Origin of the sequence: Sphingomonas floccifaciens (assembly GCF_042681125.1) — a bacterium.
Lineage (GTDB): Bacteria > Pseudomonadota > Alphaproteobacteria > Sphingomonadales > Sphingomonadaceae > Sphingomonas > Sphingomonas floccifaciens.
The window spans coordinates 1-18,223 of record NZ_JBHUFC010000001.1 but is presented as its reverse complement, the minus strand read 5'-3'; the positions used below and the strand labels follow the sequence as shown (position 1 = coordinate 18,223).

Annotated in this window: 18 protein-coding genes; 8 read left to right on the top strand and 10 right to left on the bottom strand. The window is 63.2% G+C overall.

Going from position 1 to position 18,223, the window contains the following annotated elements; all coding sequences use genetic code 11:
• Window positions 1-130: 130 nt before the first annotated feature.
• From ACFSC3_RS00090 to ACFSC3_RS00055, 8 genes are all read right to left on the bottom strand, one after another.
• Window positions 131-454 (bottom strand): YnfA family protein, encoded by a 324-nt coding sequence (locus ACFSC3_RS00090; protein WP_288249139.1) that lies wholly within the window; start codon window positions 452-454, stop codon window positions 131-133.
• Complete coding sequence (locus ACFSC3_RS00085) at window positions 451-1,737, bottom strand: arsenic transporter (protein ID WP_288249138.1); 1,287 nt, start codon at window positions 1,735-1,737, stop codon at window positions 451-453. The genes ACFSC3_RS00090 and ACFSC3_RS00085 overlap by 4 nt, the downstream gene beginning before the upstream one ends.
• Window positions 1,737-2,165, bottom strand: a complete 429-nt coding sequence (arsC, locus tag ACFSC3_RS00080; protein ID WP_288249137.1) for an arsenate reductase (glutaredoxin) — start codon at window positions 2,163-2,165, stop codon at window positions 1,737-1,739. The genes ACFSC3_RS00085 and arsC overlap by 1 nt, the downstream gene beginning before the upstream one ends.
• An 11-nt stretch (window positions 2,166-2,176) precedes the next feature.
• The gene (locus tag ACFSC3_RS00075) at window positions 2,177-2,509 is read right to left on the bottom strand and encodes an ArsR/SmtB family transcription factor (RefSeq protein WP_288249136.1); all 333 of its coding nucleotides are present in this window, start codon (window positions 2,507-2,509) and stop codon (window positions 2,177-2,179) included.
• Window positions 2,510-2,696: 187 nt separating this feature from the next.
• Window positions 2,697-5,666, bottom strand: a complete 2,970-nt coding sequence (locus ACFSC3_RS00070) for a Tn3 family transposase (protein WP_061780289.1) — start codon at window positions 5,664-5,666, stop codon at window positions 2,697-2,699.
• Window positions 5,667-5,757: 91 nt separating this feature from the next.
• The gene (merA, locus tag ACFSC3_RS00065; RefSeq protein WP_465270245.1) at window positions 5,758-7,134 is read right to left on the bottom strand and encodes a mercury(II) reductase; all 1,377 of its coding nucleotides are present in this window, start codon (window positions 7,132-7,134) and stop codon (window positions 5,758-5,760) included.
• Between the two features lie 79 nt (window positions 7,135-7,213).
• Entirely contained in the window at window positions 7,214-7,543 is a 330-nt protein-coding gene (locus ACFSC3_RS00060) for a heavy-metal-associated domain-containing protein (RefSeq protein WP_082052513.1), read from the bottom strand.
• A 12-nt stretch (window positions 7,544-7,555) separates the two neighbouring features.
• Window positions 7,556-7,951 carry a mercuric transporter MerT family protein gene (locus ACFSC3_RS00055; RefSeq protein ID WP_014072602.1) on the bottom strand — a complete coding sequence of 132 codons (396 nt, stop codon included), beginning with the start codon at window positions 7,949-7,951 and terminating at the stop codon, window positions 7,556-7,558.
• A 76-nt stretch (window positions 7,952-8,027) separates the two neighbouring features.
• Here ACFSC3_RS00055 and ACFSC3_RS00050 point away from each other — a divergent pair, with 76 nt between their 5' ends.
• Both ACFSC3_RS00050 and ACFSC3_RS00045 read left to right on the top strand, forming a co-directional pair.
• Window positions 8,028-8,450, top strand: coding sequence for a MerR family transcriptional regulator (locus ACFSC3_RS00050; protein WP_014072603.1), 423 nt, complete (start codon window positions 8,028-8,030; stop codon window positions 8,448-8,450).
• Window positions 8,451-8,620: 170 nt separating this feature from the next.
• Complete coding sequence (locus ACFSC3_RS00045) at window positions 8,621-9,181, top strand: recombinase family protein (RefSeq protein ID WP_004213255.1); 561 nt, start codon at window positions 8,621-8,623, stop codon at window positions 9,179-9,181.
• 337 nt (window positions 9,182-9,518) lie between these two features.
• Here ACFSC3_RS00045 and ACFSC3_RS00040 read toward each other — a convergent pair whose 3' ends face one another.
• Window positions 9,519-10,007, bottom strand: coding sequence for a helix-turn-helix domain-containing protein (locus ACFSC3_RS00040; protein WP_061780290.1), 489 nt, complete (start codon window positions 10,005-10,007; stop codon window positions 9,519-9,521).
• 354 nt (window positions 10,008-10,361) lie between these two features.
• Here ACFSC3_RS00040 and ACFSC3_RS00035 point away from each other — a divergent pair, with 354 nt between their 5' ends.
• Entirely contained in the window at window positions 10,362-11,321 is a 960-nt protein-coding gene (locus ACFSC3_RS00035; protein WP_066485708.1) for an Abi family protein, read from the top strand.
• Window positions 11,322-11,382: 61 nt separating this feature from the next.
• On the opposite strand, the gene ACFSC3_RS00030 is transcribed toward ACFSC3_RS00035, so the two are convergent.
• Window positions 11,383-11,652, bottom strand: coding sequence for a metal-sensing transcriptional repressor (locus tag ACFSC3_RS00030; RefSeq protein WP_042469202.1), 270 nt, complete (start codon window positions 11,650-11,652; stop codon window positions 11,383-11,385).
• 86 nt (window positions 11,653-11,738) lie between these two features.
• Between ACFSC3_RS00030 and ACFSC3_RS00025 the strand changes: the two genes are divergently transcribed.
• The 5 genes from ACFSC3_RS00025 to ACFSC3_RS00005 all read left to right on the top strand — a co-directional run.
• Window positions 11,739-13,064, top strand: a complete 1,326-nt coding sequence (locus ACFSC3_RS00025; RefSeq protein ID WP_061780291.1) for an MFS transporter — start codon at window positions 11,739-11,741, stop codon at window positions 13,062-13,064.
• 41 nt (window positions 13,065-13,105) lie between these two features.
• On the top strand, window positions 13,106-13,480 hold the full coding sequence (locus ACFSC3_RS00020) for a hypothetical protein (RefSeq protein ID WP_061780292.1): 375 nt from the start codon (window positions 13,106-13,108) through the stop codon (window positions 13,478-13,480).
• Window positions 13,481-13,533: 53 nt separating this feature from the next.
• The gene (locus ACFSC3_RS00015; RefSeq protein ID WP_042469198.1) at window positions 13,534-14,793 is read left to right on the top strand and encodes a TolC family protein; all 1,260 of its coding nucleotides are present in this window, start codon (window positions 13,534-13,536) and stop codon (window positions 14,791-14,793) included.
• Entirely contained in the window at window positions 14,790-15,944 is a 1,155-nt protein-coding gene (locus ACFSC3_RS00010) for an efflux RND transporter periplasmic adaptor subunit (protein WP_380937506.1), read from the top strand. Before ACFSC3_RS00015 ends, ACFSC3_RS00010 begins: the two co-directional genes overlap by 4 nt.
• A partial coding sequence (locus tag ACFSC3_RS00005; RefSeq protein ID WP_380937504.1) for an efflux RND transporter permease subunit occupies window positions 15,941-18,223 on the top strand: 2,283 nt, incomplete at its 3' end. The genes ACFSC3_RS00010 and ACFSC3_RS00005, both read left to right, overlap by 4 nt.

Here is an 18,223-nt window from a genome sequence, read left to right as displayed (position 1 = left end):
CCATCGGCCTTGAACCGGAAGAACAGGTGGCCTGGATCGGCGAGATCGGCGTTCGGCAGGTTCGCGACATCGAGAGCCTCTGCCAGGCCGGCGAGTTCACCGGGACGGAGAGGTGTGGCAGTCAGCTTCATCAGGCCCCACGCGGCCCGAGCAGAATGACACAGGTTCCGATAAGGCAGAGCGCGGCGCCACCCACGTCCCATCGATCTGGCCTTACGCCTTCGACGCCCCATAGCCACAGCAACGAGGCACAGATGTAGATGCCGCCATAAGCGGCGAAGGCGCGACCTGCCGCATCGCTTTCCACGCGGGTCAAAAGCCATGCAAACAGGATCAGCGAGACAACGCCGGGAGCCAACCACAAGGGCGACTTCCCCATGCGTAGCCACGCCCAGAAGGCGAAGCATCCGGCAATCTCCGCGAGCGCGGCGCCGGTGTAGATCAGTGCCGTCATCCGATCGTGATCCTCAATGCCAGCGCCGCGAGCGTGACAAGCAGGACCGGCACGGTAAGCGTGACGCCCACCCGGAAGTAATAGCCCCATCCGATCCGGACGCCCTTTTGCCCGAGGACGTGGAGCCACAGCAGCGTCGCGAGCGACCCGATCGGCGTCAGCTTGGGGCCGAGATCGCAGCCGATCACGTTGGCGTAGATCATCGCTTCCTTGATCGCGCCCGTGGCGTGGGTGGCGTCGATCGACAGCGCGCCCACCAGCACGGTCGGCATGTTGTTCATCACCGACGACAGGACGGCCGCGATCACGCCCGTACTCAGCGCCGCGCCCCACACACCGCCTTGCGCCGTGCGATTGAGCAACGCCGCCAGATGGTCGGTCAGCCCGGCGTTCCGCAGGCCATAGACGACGAGGTACATGCCGAGCGAGAAGATCACGACCTGCCAGGGTGCGCCGCGCAGCACTTTGGCCGTTGGGATCACATGGCCCCTCCCCGCGATCACCAGCAGCAGGATCGCGCCGGCAGCGGCCACGGCGCTGACCGGCACGCCAAGCGGTTCGAGCAGGAAGAAGCCGGCGAGCAGCAGCGCAAGAACGATCCAGCCCGCGCGGAACGTCGCGGCATCGCGGATCGCGTCACGCGGCGCACGCAGCGCCCTCACGTCATAGTCCGCCGGTATGTCGCGCCGGAAGAATAGCAACAGCGCGCCCAGCGTGGCCGCGATCGACACGAGGTCGACCGGCACCATCACGGTCGCGTATTCGCCGAACCCGATCTTGAAGAAGTCGGCCGACACGATGTTGACGAGGTTCGAGACGACCAGCGGCAGGCTGGCGGTGTCGGCGATGAATCCCGCCGCCATGACGAACGCCAGCGTCGCCTTGTCCTTGAACCCCAGCGCGCGCAGCATGGCGATGACGATCGGCGTCAGGATCAGCGCCGCGCCGTCATTAGCGAACAGCGCGGACACCGCCGCGCCGAGCAGCACGATCAGGACGAACAGCCGGCGACCATGCCCCCTGCCCCAGCGGGCGACATGGAGCGCCGCCCATTCGAAGAACCCGGCTTCATCGAGCAGCAGGCTGATGACGATGATCGCGACGAACGCGGCCGTCGCGTTCCAGACGATGTCCCACACCACCGGGACATCGGACAGCGTGACCACGCCCGCGAGCAGCGCCACGACGGCCCCGCCCATCGCGCTCCATCCGATCCCGAGACCCCTGGGTTGCCAGATGACGAGCGCGATCGTCGCGACGAAGATCAGGACGGCAAGAAGCATCAGGCGACGCGCTGGCCCGTAGCATCGACCACCTGTTCACCGTCTTCCTTGGCGAACGCGCCGAGCTGGTCGCTTGGCAGCAGATCGAGCACGGCTTCGGACGGCCGACAGAGCTTCACGCCGAGCGGGGAGACGACCAGCGGCCGGTTGATGAGGATCGGATGCGCCATCATCGCGTCCACCAGCGCATCGTCGGTCAGCGACGTGTCGCCCAGGCCCAGCTCCGCATAGGGTGTCCCCTTCTCGCGCAGCAGCTCGCGCGGCGCCATGCCGGCGCGCTCGATCAGCTCGACCAGCAACGCGCGGGCGGGCGGGGTTTTCAGATATTCGACCACATGCGGCTCGATGCCGGCATTGCGGATCATCGCCAGCGTGTTGCGCGACGTGCCGCACTCGGGGTTGTGGTAGATGATAAGATCGACGGCCACGGGGCGTCCTTTCAGCAGCAGGGGGTAAGTTCGGCGACGAGCGGCGCGCACAGCTCCGCATTGCCGGCGCAGCAATCCTTGACGAGGAACAGCGTCAGCGCGCGCAGGCCGTCCAGATCGGCACGGTAGATGATCGAGCGGCTGTGCCGTTCGGAGCGGACCAGGCCAGCGCGCGCGAGGATGCCGAGATGCGCCGACATGGTGTTTTGCGGCACGTCGAGCTGACGCGCGATCTCCCCTGCCGCCAGGCCGCCCGGTTCGTGCCGTACCAAGAGGCGGAACGTGTCAAGGCGCGTTCCTTGTGCAAGAGCACCCAGCGCCGAGATGGCATCCTCGTTTTCCATATATCCAGCATAATGGATATGCTTGGTGTGTCCAGCCCCGTATACCCTGCCTTACCGGTCGTTGGCCGGGATGGTTGGGGCCAGGGCTTGGTTGATGCGACAAGCAGCGACCCTGTTGCGGCTACCAGGCGTCACCTCAAGGTTTGTTCGCCAGACAACGATTTCTCGGACATAAGCGGAACATGGGCTACGCTACACGCTTCAACCGCGCCATTGGCTCGTTGAGTGGGTGGAATTCACCTGCTGGAAGTCGCCTGGCCTGCTCCCAGAGGTAATCGCCGGTCAGACTGATGTGCGCCCAGCCCATCGGAGAAAGGTGCGCAAGCAGTGCCGCATCGAACGTCGTGCCGACAGCGTTGAGGTGCTGGGCGGCCCGGTCGAGATAGACCGTGTTCCAGTAGGAAATCGCCGCAATCAGCAGGTTCAGCCCAGATGCGCGAAATTCCTGATTTTCCAGCGAGCGATCGGTGAACCGACCCTGCCGGTTGGTATAGATGGCGGCGGCAAGCGTGTGCCTCGCCTCGCCTTTGTTGAGACCGGCCTGACAGGCACGTCGCAGTTCCGGTTGTTCAAGCCAATCGAGCGTGAACAAAGTGCGCTCGATACGGCCCAGTTCAGCCAATGCAAAATCCAGCCTGTTCTGGCGTTTGTAGGCGGCAAGTTTTCGCAAGATTACTGACGGCGCCACCGTGCCATCCTTGATTGAGGCGACAATCCTGACGATGTCATCCCAATCGGCCTCGATCGCTGCCGTTTTGATGGTGCGGCCCATCAGATTTTTGATGCCCTTGTATGTCGATGGCGCAGCGATCGAACCCAGCTTGCGGTCGCCAATATCGCGCAGCCGGGGCGCGAAGCGGAACCCGAGTAGGTGGCAGAGTGCGAAAACATGATCGGTGGCGCCGCCGGTATCGGTATAGTGCTCATGCAACGGAAGGTTGCCGGCGCCCAGGACAAGCCCGTCGAGCACGTAAGGCGCTTCACCTGCCGTCGCGGACATGATCCGTGATCCGAATGATGCGAAGTGATCGGAAAGGTGAGAATAGATTTTCACGCCAGGTTCGGCGCCATATTTGGCATTGACGTCCGCCGCCCCTGAACGGCTCCGCCCCGACCGGAAGAACTGGCCATCGGACGACGAACTGGTGCCAGCGCCCCAATGCCGCGCGAAGGGTAATTCGTGATGGGCTGAGATGATCATGGCCAGCGCGGCCTGATAGTTCTCGGGTGAAAGATACCAGTTGTGGGTCCATGCGAGTTGGGCATAGCTGACGCCTTCGCTGGCATTGGCCATCCGCTCCAGCCCGAGGTTGGTGCCATCAGCCAGAATTGCGGCGAGTACCGTGCTGGGGTTGTCGTGCTCCTTGCCTGAGCGCAGGTCACGGAATGCGTTCAAAAAACCAGTGCGTTCGGCGACTTCAAGCAGCAGCTCGGTGATGCGCACGCGGGGAAGCAGGGTATCGAGCTTGCGATCGAGGGCTTCAGCTTCCGGTGGGGTGACAGGCGGCATTTGCTGAAGCTTGAGCCGGTCTCGTTCGAGCGACACTCCCTCAAGCTTGTTTGTTTTCAACTGCTTGGCAAATCGGCGCAGCCGCCAGTCAAGATTTCGTGCCCGGTCAGCGAGGTAGGATGCAGCATTTGAATCGAACGGAAGCACATCCGCCACTTTGGCGGCGTCGCGCCGACCCAGCAAATAGGCATCGAAGCGCTGATAGTTGCGGGTTCCCTCGATCCATACATCACCGGCGCGCAAACGATCACGCAAGGTTGCCATGATCGCAATTTCATAACGTCGGCGGTCGATACGGCCGCTTTCGGTGATGAGACGCTTCCACTGCCGATTGGGGAATGGCAGTGGAACGCCATCGGGAAGGTCGCGCGACTTTCGTGTGTTCGCATCGCGAATGACATCGATGGCTTTGATCAGTGCCGTCCCTGTTCCAGACGCCTTGAAGGTGAAGGTGTCCAGAAATGCCGGGCTGAGACGCCGTAGCGTGGCGTAACGCTCGGTTGCCGTTACCAGTGCGTCCTCGCCGGCAAGATCAGCAAGGGCATCTACTTGGGCCTTTGCCGCAACAAGCCGGTGCCAGCCCACCGCTTCGTCAATCAATTCGAGCGGATCGCCGCCATTCTGGACAGCCTCATCAAGTGCTGTAATCGTGGCGCCAAACAGCCGCATGAGTTGCCCCACCGACTGAATACTATCTTGGTAGCGACGCTCGCGCCCACGCCGCGCGCGCGTGAACATGCCGCCGATAAGTCGGTCAAACATTTGGATCGCGGCATCGGCAAGTCTGGCCTCAAGGTCGATCACTGCGGCCGTCAACGTCGCCCGCCTGCGATTGACGCTGTAATCCGAAAGCAGGAATGCCGGTGCCACGCCGCCCTCGCGGACAAATTGGGCAAAGCGGAATTCCGGAATGGCGCCCCCAACTACCGGGTGGATACCTATGCCGCGAACATAGCGCAGGCGCTCAAGCAAGCCATTGATATTGGCCGCAGTCGGGGCTTCTTCGAAATTACGCAACCACGCCAGCGGTGTCATGCCGAAATCCGGGTTGTTGATTACGAGTTCGTCTAGCCGTGTCAGTTCAGCAGAGCTGAGGCCTTCGACGATTGCGGCTGCGGCAGCTTTGCGTGCGCGTGCCCGGCCAGCAAGACCGGCGCGTTCCAGTGTGTCGCCCGACGGAAGAATGAACCGCTCACCCTTCAGGCCAACCATGAGGGCGCGAACAATCGGTTCACCTCTGTCTGTATACTCGGCGGCTTGCGCGGCAAGATTCAGGGCAAGTGCCAGGTCGCCGCGTCGAAACGGGCGTATGCCAAGATAACGCGCCACGAGATCGGCATGATCGGTACGGGTTTGCGCGCGCTGACCATATGCAGAGAAGGAGGAAGGATCGACGAATAACTGTGCCGCGAGGTACTGAAGAATGACGTCGGGAAGCCCGATCTCGGGTTGCAGACCAAAGCCGGGATGTCGCATCAAAGCGATTTGTGCAGCCAGACCGAGGCGATTTGCTGGACCATAGCGGCGCCCAACCAATTCAACATCTTCCGCAGAAAGGGTATAATGCCCAATGATCGCGGTTTCTTGGACAGGAGGATCGAACAGGCGCCGGCGCTCGTCTCCGGTCAGAAGTCGGCGTCGTGCCATTTTGCTCTCCCGCTGAGGCGAATAACAAAATTGACACCAAAGCGGCTTGCACTGGAGGGAGGCCATTCGTTGCCGGTTGATCCCCGAGCAATCACCCGGCGCAGCAAGACAGTTTGGCGACATCCTTATCAAACGTTTGGGCCGCCAGTTTGAGGCCTTCCACAGTGGTCAGGTAAGGAAATATCGTTGCACCCAATTCCAGGGTGGTCATGCCGTGTTTGATCGCCAGCACCAGTGTCTGGATCGAATCCGCGCCTTCGGGTGCCATGATCTGGCCGCCCAGCAAACGGTCGTTCGCCTTGTCGGCAATCAGTTTGATGAGACCCCGCGTATCGCGTGCTGCCAGTGCCCTTGGCACAGCATCGAGCGGGAGCAGCGAAACCTTGATGTCCAGGCCTTGCGCCCGTGCTGTCGTTTCAGTGAGGCCGGCGCTGGCGACTTGCGGGTCGGTGAAGACGACGGATGGCATGGAGGAATTGTCGTAGCGGTATTGGTTGCCCGTCACCGCGTTGCGCGCGGCCAGTTTTGCGCCATAGGCGGCCATGTAGACGAACTGGTCCCGTCCCGTTACATCGCCCGCCGCGTAAATGCCTGGAACCGACGTTTCGAGGTGGTCATCGACGACGATTCCACCATTACGGGCAAGCACTATGCCGCGCTCCTCCAGCCCAAGCCCGTCGCTATTGGGTCGGCGTCCGGTGGCGATGAGCACCTGTTCCGCCGCGACGGTGTCACAATGCCCCTCGCAGGTCAATTCGACCCCGCTCTGTGTTTGGGCGATACGCTGATAGCCGACACCTGCGCAAACCCGCACGCCCTCGGCTTCCAAATAGTTTTTCAGCGCGGCACTCACTTCCGGGTCCATTTCGGGGAGCAGGCGGCTTCGGCAGCAGATGGTGACAGCAACGCCCAGACGCGAAAACATCTGTCCCAGTTCTACCCCGATCACCCCGCCACCGATCACCAGCAGCGATTTGGGCAAGCGATCCAGCGCCAGCGCCGATGTGCTGGTTAGGTAGGGCACGCTGTCCATCCCCGGAATCGGCGGCACGGCGGCGTGCGCACCCATCGCCAATATGACCTTGCCGACCTTCATGGGCGCATCGCCGACAATCAGCGCACCATCGGCAAAGCGTGCCTTGCCCTCGATATAGCTCACACCGTCATAGGCGGGCAGCAGATCGACATATTTTTTTTGGCGCAGCGTCGTGACAAGATCGTCCTTCGACGCCGCCAATACGGACCAGTCATCCATCTGGACAGCGCCCCCAAGGCCGGGAAAGCGCGCGGCGGCAAGCCCACCATGCACCGCTTCGGCGGCGCGGATCAGCGTCTTGGAAGGAACGCAGCCAACATTGACACAGGTGCCGCCAATCGTGCCGTGACCGACGAGCGCCACTTTCGCGCCCAGATCGGCAGCGGCGATCGCGGCGGAGAACCCGGCAGAACCCGCGCCGATGACGGCCACGTCAAATCCTTCCTGCCCGGGGCGGTTGCAACAGTCGTTCATTGCTTATCGCTTTCTTGAGGCGCTGGCGGCGCCCCGCTCAGTTTTGAATAGCGCGCGCCGGATAACCCGCGTTGGTTGATGCAGCGGCAATCGCAGCAGCATTGGTGCGGCGCGGGTCATAGGTTGCGCGCGCGGTCTTGGCTGCGAAATCGACCGTGACCGCCGTTACCCCGGCGACGCCTTCCATCGCCTTCTTCACGGTGATCGGGCAGGTGGCGCAGGTCATGTTCTCTATGGCAAAGGTGGTTTGCTTCTGAGCGGTTGCGGTAGCCGCGGGGCGATCTTGCGCCGTGCCACTAACTGCATAGGCGACCCCGCCGCCAGCCATAGCCAGCACGGCCATAGCGATACATACTGTCTTTTTCATGGGTATTTCCTTTCAATAGAACCAGGGTGCCCACCAGTCGATGGTGAGCGCCAGGATGGCGACGGCAAGGCCCAGCCACAGCACCGCCTTGGTGGTCCAAGCCGATTGTGGACGAGCGCAGTAGGAACCGTCTTCACAGGGCGGTTTCGGCTTGAAATAGACATGCCAGAAGCCGTAGCCGAGCAGCGCGAGCGTTACGCCTGCGACGTAGGGCTTGTAAGGTTCGAGCGCCGTCAGGTTGGCGATCCACGCGCCGGAAATTCCGAGCATAACCAACAGTAGCGGGACGACGCAGCAAGCCGAGGCGAGCCCCGCGCCGATCAATGCGCCCGCCGCAACCCAGTTTGCCTGCTTCGGCTCGTGGTTTTCGGTGAGGGCTGGCTGTCCCGCTTCCGGCGTTGAGACCATGGCTTGAATCCCTTGTTCCAACTGAGTGATTCGCAGTGTAGGCTCTGTAGCCACTACAGACTCAAGAGGTATTTTCATGGAGCAACAGGTCGGCATCTTGCGTGCCCAGCTTGCCCGGAAAACAGGCTGCAATCTCGAAACCATCCGCTATTACGAGAAGGTGGGATTGCTGCCGGGGCCGCCTCGCAGTTCCAACGGCTACCGCGTCTATTCGCCGGAACTGGTGCAAAGGTTGCAGTTCATCCTGCGCGCGCGCGACCTTGGCTATGCAATGGATGAGATACGGTCATTGTTGTCGCTCACCGATACCGGTGCACAAACCTGCGCGGAGGTTATGGCGAGAACCGAACTCCACCTTGAAGATGTCCGCCGCCGCATTGCAGATTTGCAGAAGATAGAGGTGACGCTGGCGACCACGTTAGCCAGATGCACTGGAGATGACGTTGCCGAATGTCCCATCCTGGAAGCACTCCAGTTTTTACCCCATCAAGGCAATTGACGCCATCTTTGAGGGATTTGATTTTGTGATGTCAGCTTGGAGTATAGCCTAACCGGACGTCAGGGCGCTACCGCGGTTTCTGTCAGATTAGGGTACTAAACGGAATTTGTTGACGAATGTCGTTGCGTATCATAGATTTCAACCTGACATTTTGATGGAGAGAGTGCGCAGTGAAGGGGCAACGGATCGGCTATGTCCGGGTCAGCACGTTCGATCAGAATGTGGATCGCCAATTGGAAGGTCAGTCGCTCGATCGGACCTTCACCGACAAGGCATCGGGCAAGGACGTCAACCGCCCCCAGCTTGAGGCTCTGCTCACTTTCGCCCGCGAAGGCGATACCGTCGTCGTCCACAGCATGGATCGGTTGGCCCGCAATCTGGATGACCTGCGCAAGCTGGTCCAGGGCCTCACCAAGCGAGGTATCCGGATCGAGTTTGAGAAGGAAAGCCTGTCCTTCTCGGGGGAGGACTCCCCGATGGCCAATCTGATGCTCTCGGTCATGGGTGCGTTTGCTGAGTTCGAGCGCGCCCTGATCCGCGAACGGCAACGCGAAGGCATTGCGATCGCTCGGCAGCGCGGCGCCTATCGGGGGCGGAAACGGTCGCTCTCGGATGAGATGATTGCCGATCTGCACCGCCGCGTTGCCGCCGGTGAACGCAAGGCGACCATCGCGCGCGACATGGGCATCAGCCGCGAAACCCTCTACCAGTACCTTCGCGCCGCTGCCTGACACCAATGTTCACATTATGTCCGAAAAATCGTTGTTCAGCGTACAAAGCTTGAGGTGACGCCCGATAGTCCCCGGCATAGGCCACGATGACATGGTTGAGCTTGCCGCATGAAGGGCAGGTCGATTGGCGTGTCTCTTCGGTATAGCTCATGAGCTTCCCCGGGGTTTGGGGTCAGCGCCCCGCTGTGCTAAATCAGCGAGCGTAGGGATTGGCGGCGTCATTACCCCTTTTGGAAGGGGGCCATGCTTCTGCCCGAAGCGCCAATCCCTACGTTCCGAACCGGCCTTGGACTGACCGGCCCCACACGCCGCTTTCGCGGCGCGCGATCCTTGAAACCTATGCCGTTTTCGTCTCAGCCTTCGCGCGTCGGCGCTTGTTCTGATCCGTCACCTTCTCGAACTCCGGCGCGATCGTCTCCAGCTTGGCGATCAGTCCGGACAGATCGTAGCCATTGCTGTCCTGGCCCTTGTGCCGCTTGAAGCGCTCGACCCGTTTGATGAAACCCTTCGTCTCCAACGCGGTCAGGTGCCGCTGAACCGTCCGTGCGTCCTTGCCCATACGGCGGGCGATCGTGTCCTTGGCAGGATGCGGATCGTGATCGGCCGACCACCAATGGCTGATGAGCTGAAGCAGCACGTTCAACTCGTCAGGCTTCAGACCCATCTTGGCCTGGCCCCACAACAGGATCGACGGGATCATGCTGTAGCCACGCGACAGGACGGCATCCGGCCACTTGTCCTTCCGCTTCTTCGGCTTCGCCACCGCCGCGATCGAAAAGACGTTCGATCCTGCCTCCTTTGTGGTATCGTCGGGTTGCTTGCTCATGATGGTGGAAATAGCACATTCGCGCACCATTTCCAGAGGGGGTGGGGAGACAAAAACGTCGCCCACTCGGAGACATTGTTGTCCCTAGTGAGGGAGGCACCAATGTCTCACGAAGCACAGTGAGCCCGTAAACACGATACCGTGTAATCAGGATAAGGAAGCATATAGGGCGGAGACAGATTTGCCTCCCCCAAAATTTGTCGGAGCGCGTTTGCCTCGCCCGAGCGGTCACGCGGCGACCCGCCGTCAATTTTTAATTGAATCCTCAGACCCGAACATCTAGATAGAGGACAACATGGCCGTCCCCGCTGTTGCCTATGGCATCAAGGGGCGGCCTTCTTCATATCTGGGGCGATGCTTCCGCCCTACGCCAAACCCCATCTCAGCTTCGCCGACCAGCTCGCCCTCCTTGAAGGCCGCGGTTTGGGCGTCACCGACCAAGCCAAAGCCATCCGCCATCTTGAGCGAATCGGCTACGGTCGCCTGTCGCCCTATTGGCAACCGCTGCAAGAGCGCATCCCCGATCCCGACGATGCCACGCGCACCATTCGCACCGACCAGTTTCAAGCCGGTGCCGAGTTTCGCCATGCCGTCGATCTCTATCTCTTCGACAAGCAGCTCCGCTTGCTCTTCCTCGATGCCATCGAACGGATCGAAGTCGCGCTGCGCGTCGATCTCGCCCATGCGCTCGGGAATCGTGACCTGTTCGCCCATCGATCGGTCGCCTACCTCGATCCCAATCGTGCGAACGCTAATTTTAAAGGCACGACCCGGCACCTGTGCTGGTTGGCGAAGGCGGACGATTCCGTCGACCGCTGTAAAGACGATTGGGTGTCGGAGTTCTACAATACCTACACGCCGCCAATGCCGATCTGGATGGCTGTCGAGGCATGGGATTTTGGAACGCTATCCTGGCTGCTCGAAATGGCGCATCCCAACGACCGTTTCGCCATCGCAAAACGCTATAATCTGCTCCCCGACACGCTGGTGAGCTGGATCAAGAGCCTTGCCTTCGTGCGCAACATCAGCGCGCATCATTCCCGGCTGTGGAATACCGGCATCATCAACCAGCCCCAGGTGCCCAAAGCGTTCGAGGCGCCGCGCATGGTCCATATCGGCAACGACGTCGTGCAGCGGAACCGTGTCTATGGCGCGGCGGCAGTTGCCTCCTATCTCGCCAAGCGGATCAATCCGGGCACATCGTGGAGTGGCCGGATGAAAGCACATTGGCTTTCCTTCCCCGAAATGCCATTCGCCAGCGCCGCGCAGGGCGGGTTTCTCGAAGGCTGGGATCAGGAAGCGATCTGGGCCTAATGCGCCCGGTAGCGGTCTTCAGGAGGTGTGCCACGTGGCACACCCCTCGCCGCGCGGCGCATCACCAGTATTTTGAGATCGCGCGGAACTGCTCCACCGCCGCCTTGGTCCCCTCACCTTCTTCGGCATGGACTAGGCAATGGTCGATATGATCGTTGATGAGCGCGCGCTTGGCGCTGGCGATGGCGTTTTCGACCGCTTGAAGCTGTTGCGCAATATCGACGCAGGGGCGCTCCTCTTCGATCATGCCGACGATGCTACGCAGATGACCAGCGACGCGGTTGAGCCGTTTGACGATTGCGGGGTGGCTGGTGTGAGCGTGATGGGCCATCCCCTTATTTAGTGCGCGTGAGGGGCTGCTGTCGAGTATCCCCCAGGGGGGATAGACTCGATCCCCCGGGGGGATATAGCGCGATCATGCTCAGTGTCCTCGCCAACCGCACGTATCGGCACCTTTTCCTCGCGCAGATCATCGCGCTTGTAGGAACGGGACTGGCGACGGTCGCGCTCGGCTTGCTCGCTTACGACATAGCTGGCGGCAGTGCCGGGGCGGTGCTGGGGACTGCGCTTGCGATTAAGATGGTCGCCTATATCGGCGTCGCGCCGATCGCCGGCGCGTTCGCCAATCGCGTGCCACGCCGTGCCTTGCTGGTCGGAATGGACGTGATCCGCGCCGGTGTCGCCATTTGCCTGCCGTTCGTGAACCAAGTCTGGCAGGTCTATATCTTGATCTTCGTCCTGCAATCGGCATCGGCCGCGTTCACGCCAACCTTTCAGGCTACGATCCCGGACGTCCTCCCGGAGGAACGCGACTATACCCGCGCGCTGTCCCTGTCCCGCCTCGCCTATGACATGGAGAGCCTGACGAGCCCGATCCTCGCGGCCGGTCTTTTGACGGTGATGAGCTACCACTGGCTGTTCTCGGGCACCGCGATAGGCTTTGTCGCGTCGGCGCTGCTGGTCGTATCGACCGTCCTGCCCCGACCGGCGCCGGTTGAGGCCGAGGGCGGCATCTACGACAAGACGACGCGGGGCACGCGTATATACCTCGCGACGCCTCGCCTGCGCGGATTGCTGGCGCTGACCCTCACCGCTGCCGCCGCGAGCGCAATGGTGATCGTCAACACCGTCGTTATCGTGAAAGGCATGGGCCTAAGCCAGCGCGACGTCGCGTTGACCCTCGCCGCCTTCGGGGGCGGCTCGATCACCGCTGCGCTGACCCTGCCTCGTATCCTCGATCGGATTGCGGATCGGACCGTCATGCTGGTCGCCGCCGCTATCCTGACGTTGGCGCTCGCGGCCCTCGCCGCGATCACCGCCATCATGCAGCCAGGCCCGGCCTACTGGCATGTCCTGCTCGGCGGATGGTTGGTGCTGGGCGTCGCCTATTCAGCGAGCGTCACGCCATCGGGACGGCTGCTACGTCGGTCGGCGAACGCCGATGATCGCCCCGCATTGTTCGCGGCACAATTCGCACTCAGCCACGTCTGCTGGCTGGTCTGCTATCCGCTCGTCGGCCAGCTCGGCGCTCGCGTCGGAATGGAGGCGGCGTTCGGTGCGATGGCCGTTCTTGCTGCGATCGGCACCCTCGTCGCCGTCCGTATATGGCCCGCGAACGACCCCGACGTGATCGCGCATGAACATAGCGACCTCGCCGCCGATGATCCGCATCTCGCGGTCCACAGCCACGGCGAACATCCCTATGTGATCGACCGTCGCCATCCAAAATGGCCGGGTAAGTGATTTCCTTGCCCCGTTCCCAACGTCCGCCTACGCTGCGCACGATGGCGATGCGTCGTTCCTCTTCCGCGCTGTTCGGAGCCGTGCTGGCGCTCGTCGCCATGCTCGGCCTCGTCGCGGCGTCGTCGTGGCACAGCGCGATGGTCCATGACCATGTGCCCGTGCAAGTCGCCGCCGTCGACCATGACCATGACCATGCGGCTGCGGCCGAGCATAACGATCACGCTCCCGCCAAGCAGACTGGCGGCGACAGTCCGGTGCATGTTCTCGCTCATGCCGCTGGTCATTGGGTCGCCTTCGACGGGCCGACGACTGCGAAAGTGCCGGCGATCGTCGCCGCTCGCGCGTGGTCGATCCTCACCACATCGCTGGCGAGCGGTATCGATCCTTCCAAGCTCCTGCGCCCTCCCCGCGGATGAGTCTCGCCGGCGCGTGACGCGCCGACAGACTTACCCCTGGAGGATTATGGATTATGAACGGCAGTTATCGCCGGCAGCGCGTGCTTGCGCTGGCCGGCACGCTCGCGGCGCTATGGCCCGCGGGTGCAGCGTGGTCGCAGACCGCGCCCCCTTTCGCACAGCTTCTGAACCAGACGCGCGATGTGCCCCGCGTCACGGTCTTGGAAGCCGACGTCGCCCGCGCGCGGGGCCTTGCCGAGCAAGCTCGCGCGCGGCCTAACCCGTCGATCAACGTCTATGCCGAAAATTTCGCGGGCGACCTCGATCGCAACGCGCGCAACCAGCAGCAAACGACGTTCCAGATCGATCAGCCCATCGAGCTGGGTGGCAAGCGATCAGCCCGGATCGCCGCCGGTGAAGCCGGCATCGTCGCGGCGCAGGCGCGCAATCGCGATGGTCGCCTTGTCTATGCGACCGAGCTGGCACGCGCCTATGCCGGCGCCGAGATCGCCGATCGGCGCATCGCTATTGCCGAGGACGAAGTTGAGGAGGCGACCGACGACCTGAAGGTGGCCCGCGCCTTGGTCGGCGCTGGCAAGGAAGCCCGCCTCCGGCAGGTGCAGGCTGAAACAGAACTCAACACGCTTCAGGCCGACCTCGAAAACGCGCGCGCCCTCAAGACGGCCGCGCTGGCACGCCTGTCCGCGCTGGCCGGTATTACAACCCCCTTCACCGGCCTGTCGGAATCACTCTTGGATCGGCTCGACGCCAAGCCGGCGTTCGGCCCCATCGACCCTATGCAGGCGACGATGGTGCGCGTTGCAGAAGCCGAACGGGACGCCGCAGCGCGAGCGGTGACGGTGCAACAGCGCCTCGCCATCCCCAACGTCACCGCGCAGCTCGGCGTGCGCCAGCTTCGCGTCGCGAGCGGCCCCGCCGTCGTTGCCGGCATATCCGTCCCGCTGCCCCTCTTCGATCGCAACCGGGGCAACATCTCGGCGGCACGTGCCGAACTGCAAGGTGCCGAGGCGCGTGCCGCAGCAGCCCGGCTCGAAGCCGAGGCGGGGACACGCGCTGGTCTCGCACTGGTAGAGGCAGCCGACGCTCGCGCCGCTGCCGCGCAGCGGACGTTGGCGACCGCCCAAGAGGGCTATCGCCTCGCTCGCGTGGCCTACGAGGCGGGCAAAAGCCCGCTGATCGAACTCCTTGCCGCGCGTCACAATCTCGGGGTCGCCCGTGGCGTCATCCTCGACGCCGCCGCAGCGCGCCTCGACGCTCGCGCCAATCTGGCCCGTCTGCAGGGCCTCACCATCACCGGAGAAGCGGTGCAATGACCGATAAAAATCGTCTCTACACCGGCGCCGCCATTGGCCTGGTCGCTGCCGCTGCGCTTGGGTTCGGCGCTGCGCGCCTCACCCAATCGCCCGCCCCTGCCCCTGCTCCTACGGAGGCCGCAGCGCCAGCCAAGCCGTCGAACACGGTCGCGATGACGCAGCAGGCACTTTCGGCATCGCAGATCACTGTAGCCCCGGCGGCCTCCGGCGAGCTGGACGCCGCGATCCTTGCCTCCGCTACGGTCGAGGCGACGCCCGACGCCGAGGCGGTGCTGACCGCGCGCGCACCGGGCACGGTCAGCCGTATCATGGTCCGCATCGGCGATCCCGTGCGAGCCGGCCAGACGCTCGCTCTGGTCGAGAGCCGCGATGCTTCGCAGATCGCAGCCGATCGCTCGGCCGCATCCGCGCGCGTCACCCTCGCCGCGCGTCAGCTCGAACGAGAGCGCGGTTTGCTCGCGCAGGGTGTGACACCCCGCGCCGACTATGAATCGGCACAGGCCAACCTTGCCGTCGCCCAGGCCGACGCTCGCCGGGCTAGCGCCGCCGCGGGCGCGGCTCGCGTGTCGGGCGACGGTCGATCGGTTGCGGTCGTCAGCCCCGTTTCGGGGCGCGTTACCAATGCCGGTGCCAATCTCGGCCAGTTCGTCGCGGCTGAAACCGAGCTGTTCCGCGTCGCCGATCCGAGCCGGCTTCAGATTACCGCAAGCGTCCCGCCTGCCGATGCTGGCCGTGTCCGAGAAGGCGACAGGGTAGAGCTGACCACCACAGACGGTCGCACGATAGAAGGGCGGGTGCGTTCGGCGACCGGCGTCGTCGATCCGCAATCGCGGACCGCGACGGTCGTCGTCACGCCGACCGCCGGCGGCAGCACGCTTGCCCCGGGCCAGCTTGTTCAGGCTCGCATCCTCGCCAGTGGCGGGGCCGCAAAGAGCGGCGTGATGGTGCCGCAAGACGCGGTGCAGACGCTTGGCAGCGACAGCGTGGTGTTCGTCCGCACCGGCCAGGGCTTCCGCGCGCAGCCGGTTCAGATCGGCAGCCGATCGGGCGGGATGGTGGCGATCACCGGCGGCCTTGCCGCCGGCACGCAGATCGCCACCACCAACGCTTTCCTTCTCAAGGCCGAGATCGAGAAGGAGTCGGCGGAATGATCGGCCGCATCCTCTCCCTTTCGGTCCGGATGCGATGGCTTGTCGCCTTCCTGACCCTCGTCGTCATCGGCTTCGGCCTCTGGCAGATCACCAAGCTGCCGATCGACGCCGTGCCCGACGTCACCAACCGGCAGGTCCAGATCAGCACCTTCGCGCCGACGCTGGGGCCGGTCGACATCGAGAAGCAGGTGACGTTCCCGGTGGAGACGGCGCTTGCCGGAATACCAGGGCTTGAGATGACCCGCTCCATCTCACGCAATGGCTTCAGCCAGGTGACAGCGGTCTTTACCGACCGCACCGATATTTACTTTGCGCGCCAGCAGGTGACGGAACGGCTCGCACAGTCGCGCGACAGCCTTCCCGCCAACGCGCAGCCGATCCTCGCGCCGCTCAGCACCGGGCTTGGCGAGATCTTCTTCTATTCGGTCGCCTTCCGCCATCCCGACGGCAAGGGCCTGAAGACGGTCGACGGCAAACCGGGCTGGCAGTCGGACGGCAGCTACCTCACCCCCGAGGGCGAGCGGCTGACCACCGAACTGGCGAAGGCCGCCTATCTCCGCACGGTGCAGGACTGGATCATCCGCCCGCAGATGCGGGCGGTGCGCGGCGTCGCCGGCGTCGATTCCAACGGCGGCTATGTGAAGCAATATCTGATCGAGCCGAACCTCAACGCGCTCGCCAGCTATGGATTGTCCGTCACGGAGCTGGCGGATGCGATGGAGCGGGCCAACCTCTCCGCCGGGTCGAACTATGTCCGCCGCGCTGGCGAGAGCTTCCTTGTCCGCGCCGATGCTCGTCTGAAGTCGATCGAAGACATTCAGGAAGCCGTCGTCGCGACCCGCAACGGCGTCCCCGTTCGCGTCAAGGACGTGGGCCAGGTGGTGATCGGCGGTGCGGTCCGCACCGGCTCCGGCAGTCGCATGGGATCGGAAGCGGTCATCTCGACCGTGCTGATGCTGGTAGGCGACAACAGCCGCATCGTCGCGACAGACGCCGCCGAGAAGCTGACGCAGATCAACAAGGCGCTGCCGCCCGACGTGTTCGCCGAGCCGGTCTATAACCGCTCAAAGCTCGTCAACGCGACGATCGCGACGGTGGAAAAGAACCTGACCGAAGGCGCGCTGCTCGTCATCGTCGTGCTGTTCCTGCTGCTCGGCAACATCCGCGCTGCGCTCATCACCGCCGCAGTCATCCCGATTACCATGTTGATGACGGCCGCAGGAATGAACGGGCTGGGCGTGTCGGGCAATCTGATGAGCCTCGGCGCGCTCGATTTCGGGTTGATCGTCGACGGCGCCGTCATCATCGTCGAGAACGCGCTTCGCCGCCTCGCCGAACGCCAGGAGCATGAAGGCCGGCTTCTCACCCGCGAAGAGCGGATGGAGGAAACGACGCTCGCGGCCAAGGAGATGGTGCGGCCGACCGTTTATGGTCAGCTCATCATCTTCCTCGTCTTCGTGCCGCTGCTCACCTTCCAGGGCGTTGAGGGCAAGACGTTCGCGCCGATGGCGATCACGTTGATGGTGGCGCTCGCCTCTGCTTTCGTCCTGTCGCTTACCTTCGTTCCCGCGATGATCGCGATCGTCGTCAAGGGCCGGGTCAGTGAGACGGAAGTGAAGCCGATCCGCTGGTTCAAGGAACGCTACGCCCCCGTGCTGGGCCGGGCTGTCGCCCGCCCGATGCCCTTCATCCTGGGCGGTGTCGGCGTGTTCGTCGCGGCCGTGCTGAGCTTTGGCTTCCTCGGCGAGGAGTTCATGCCGCAGCTCGACGAGAAGGACATAACCGTCACCAACTTCCGCGTGCCATCTGCGTCGATCGACCAATCGACGCAGATGCAGCTCCAGATCGAGAATGCATTGAAGACGCTGCCGGAGGTGGCGCTGGTCTTCTCCAAGAACGGTAACGCCGACCTCGGCACCGATCCGATGCCACCCAATGCGTCGGATACCTACGTCATCCCCAAGCCGGAGAACGAGTGGCCGACGGAGGTGAAAAGCAAGGAGGACATTCTTCGCCGCATCGAGGAGCGGATGAAGCCGCTGATCGGCAACCGAACAGAGATTCAGCAACCGATCCAGATGCGCTTCAACGAGCTGATCGCCGGCGTTCGCGCCGACGTCGCGATCAAACTTTACGGCGACGACCTCGACGCGATGAGCGAACAGGCGAAGCGCATCGCCGCCGTCATGCGCACGATCCCCGGCGCTGGCGACGTGAGTGCCGAACAGACGTCCGGCGCGCCGACCTTCGACGTGCAGATCGACCGTCAGGCGGCGGGC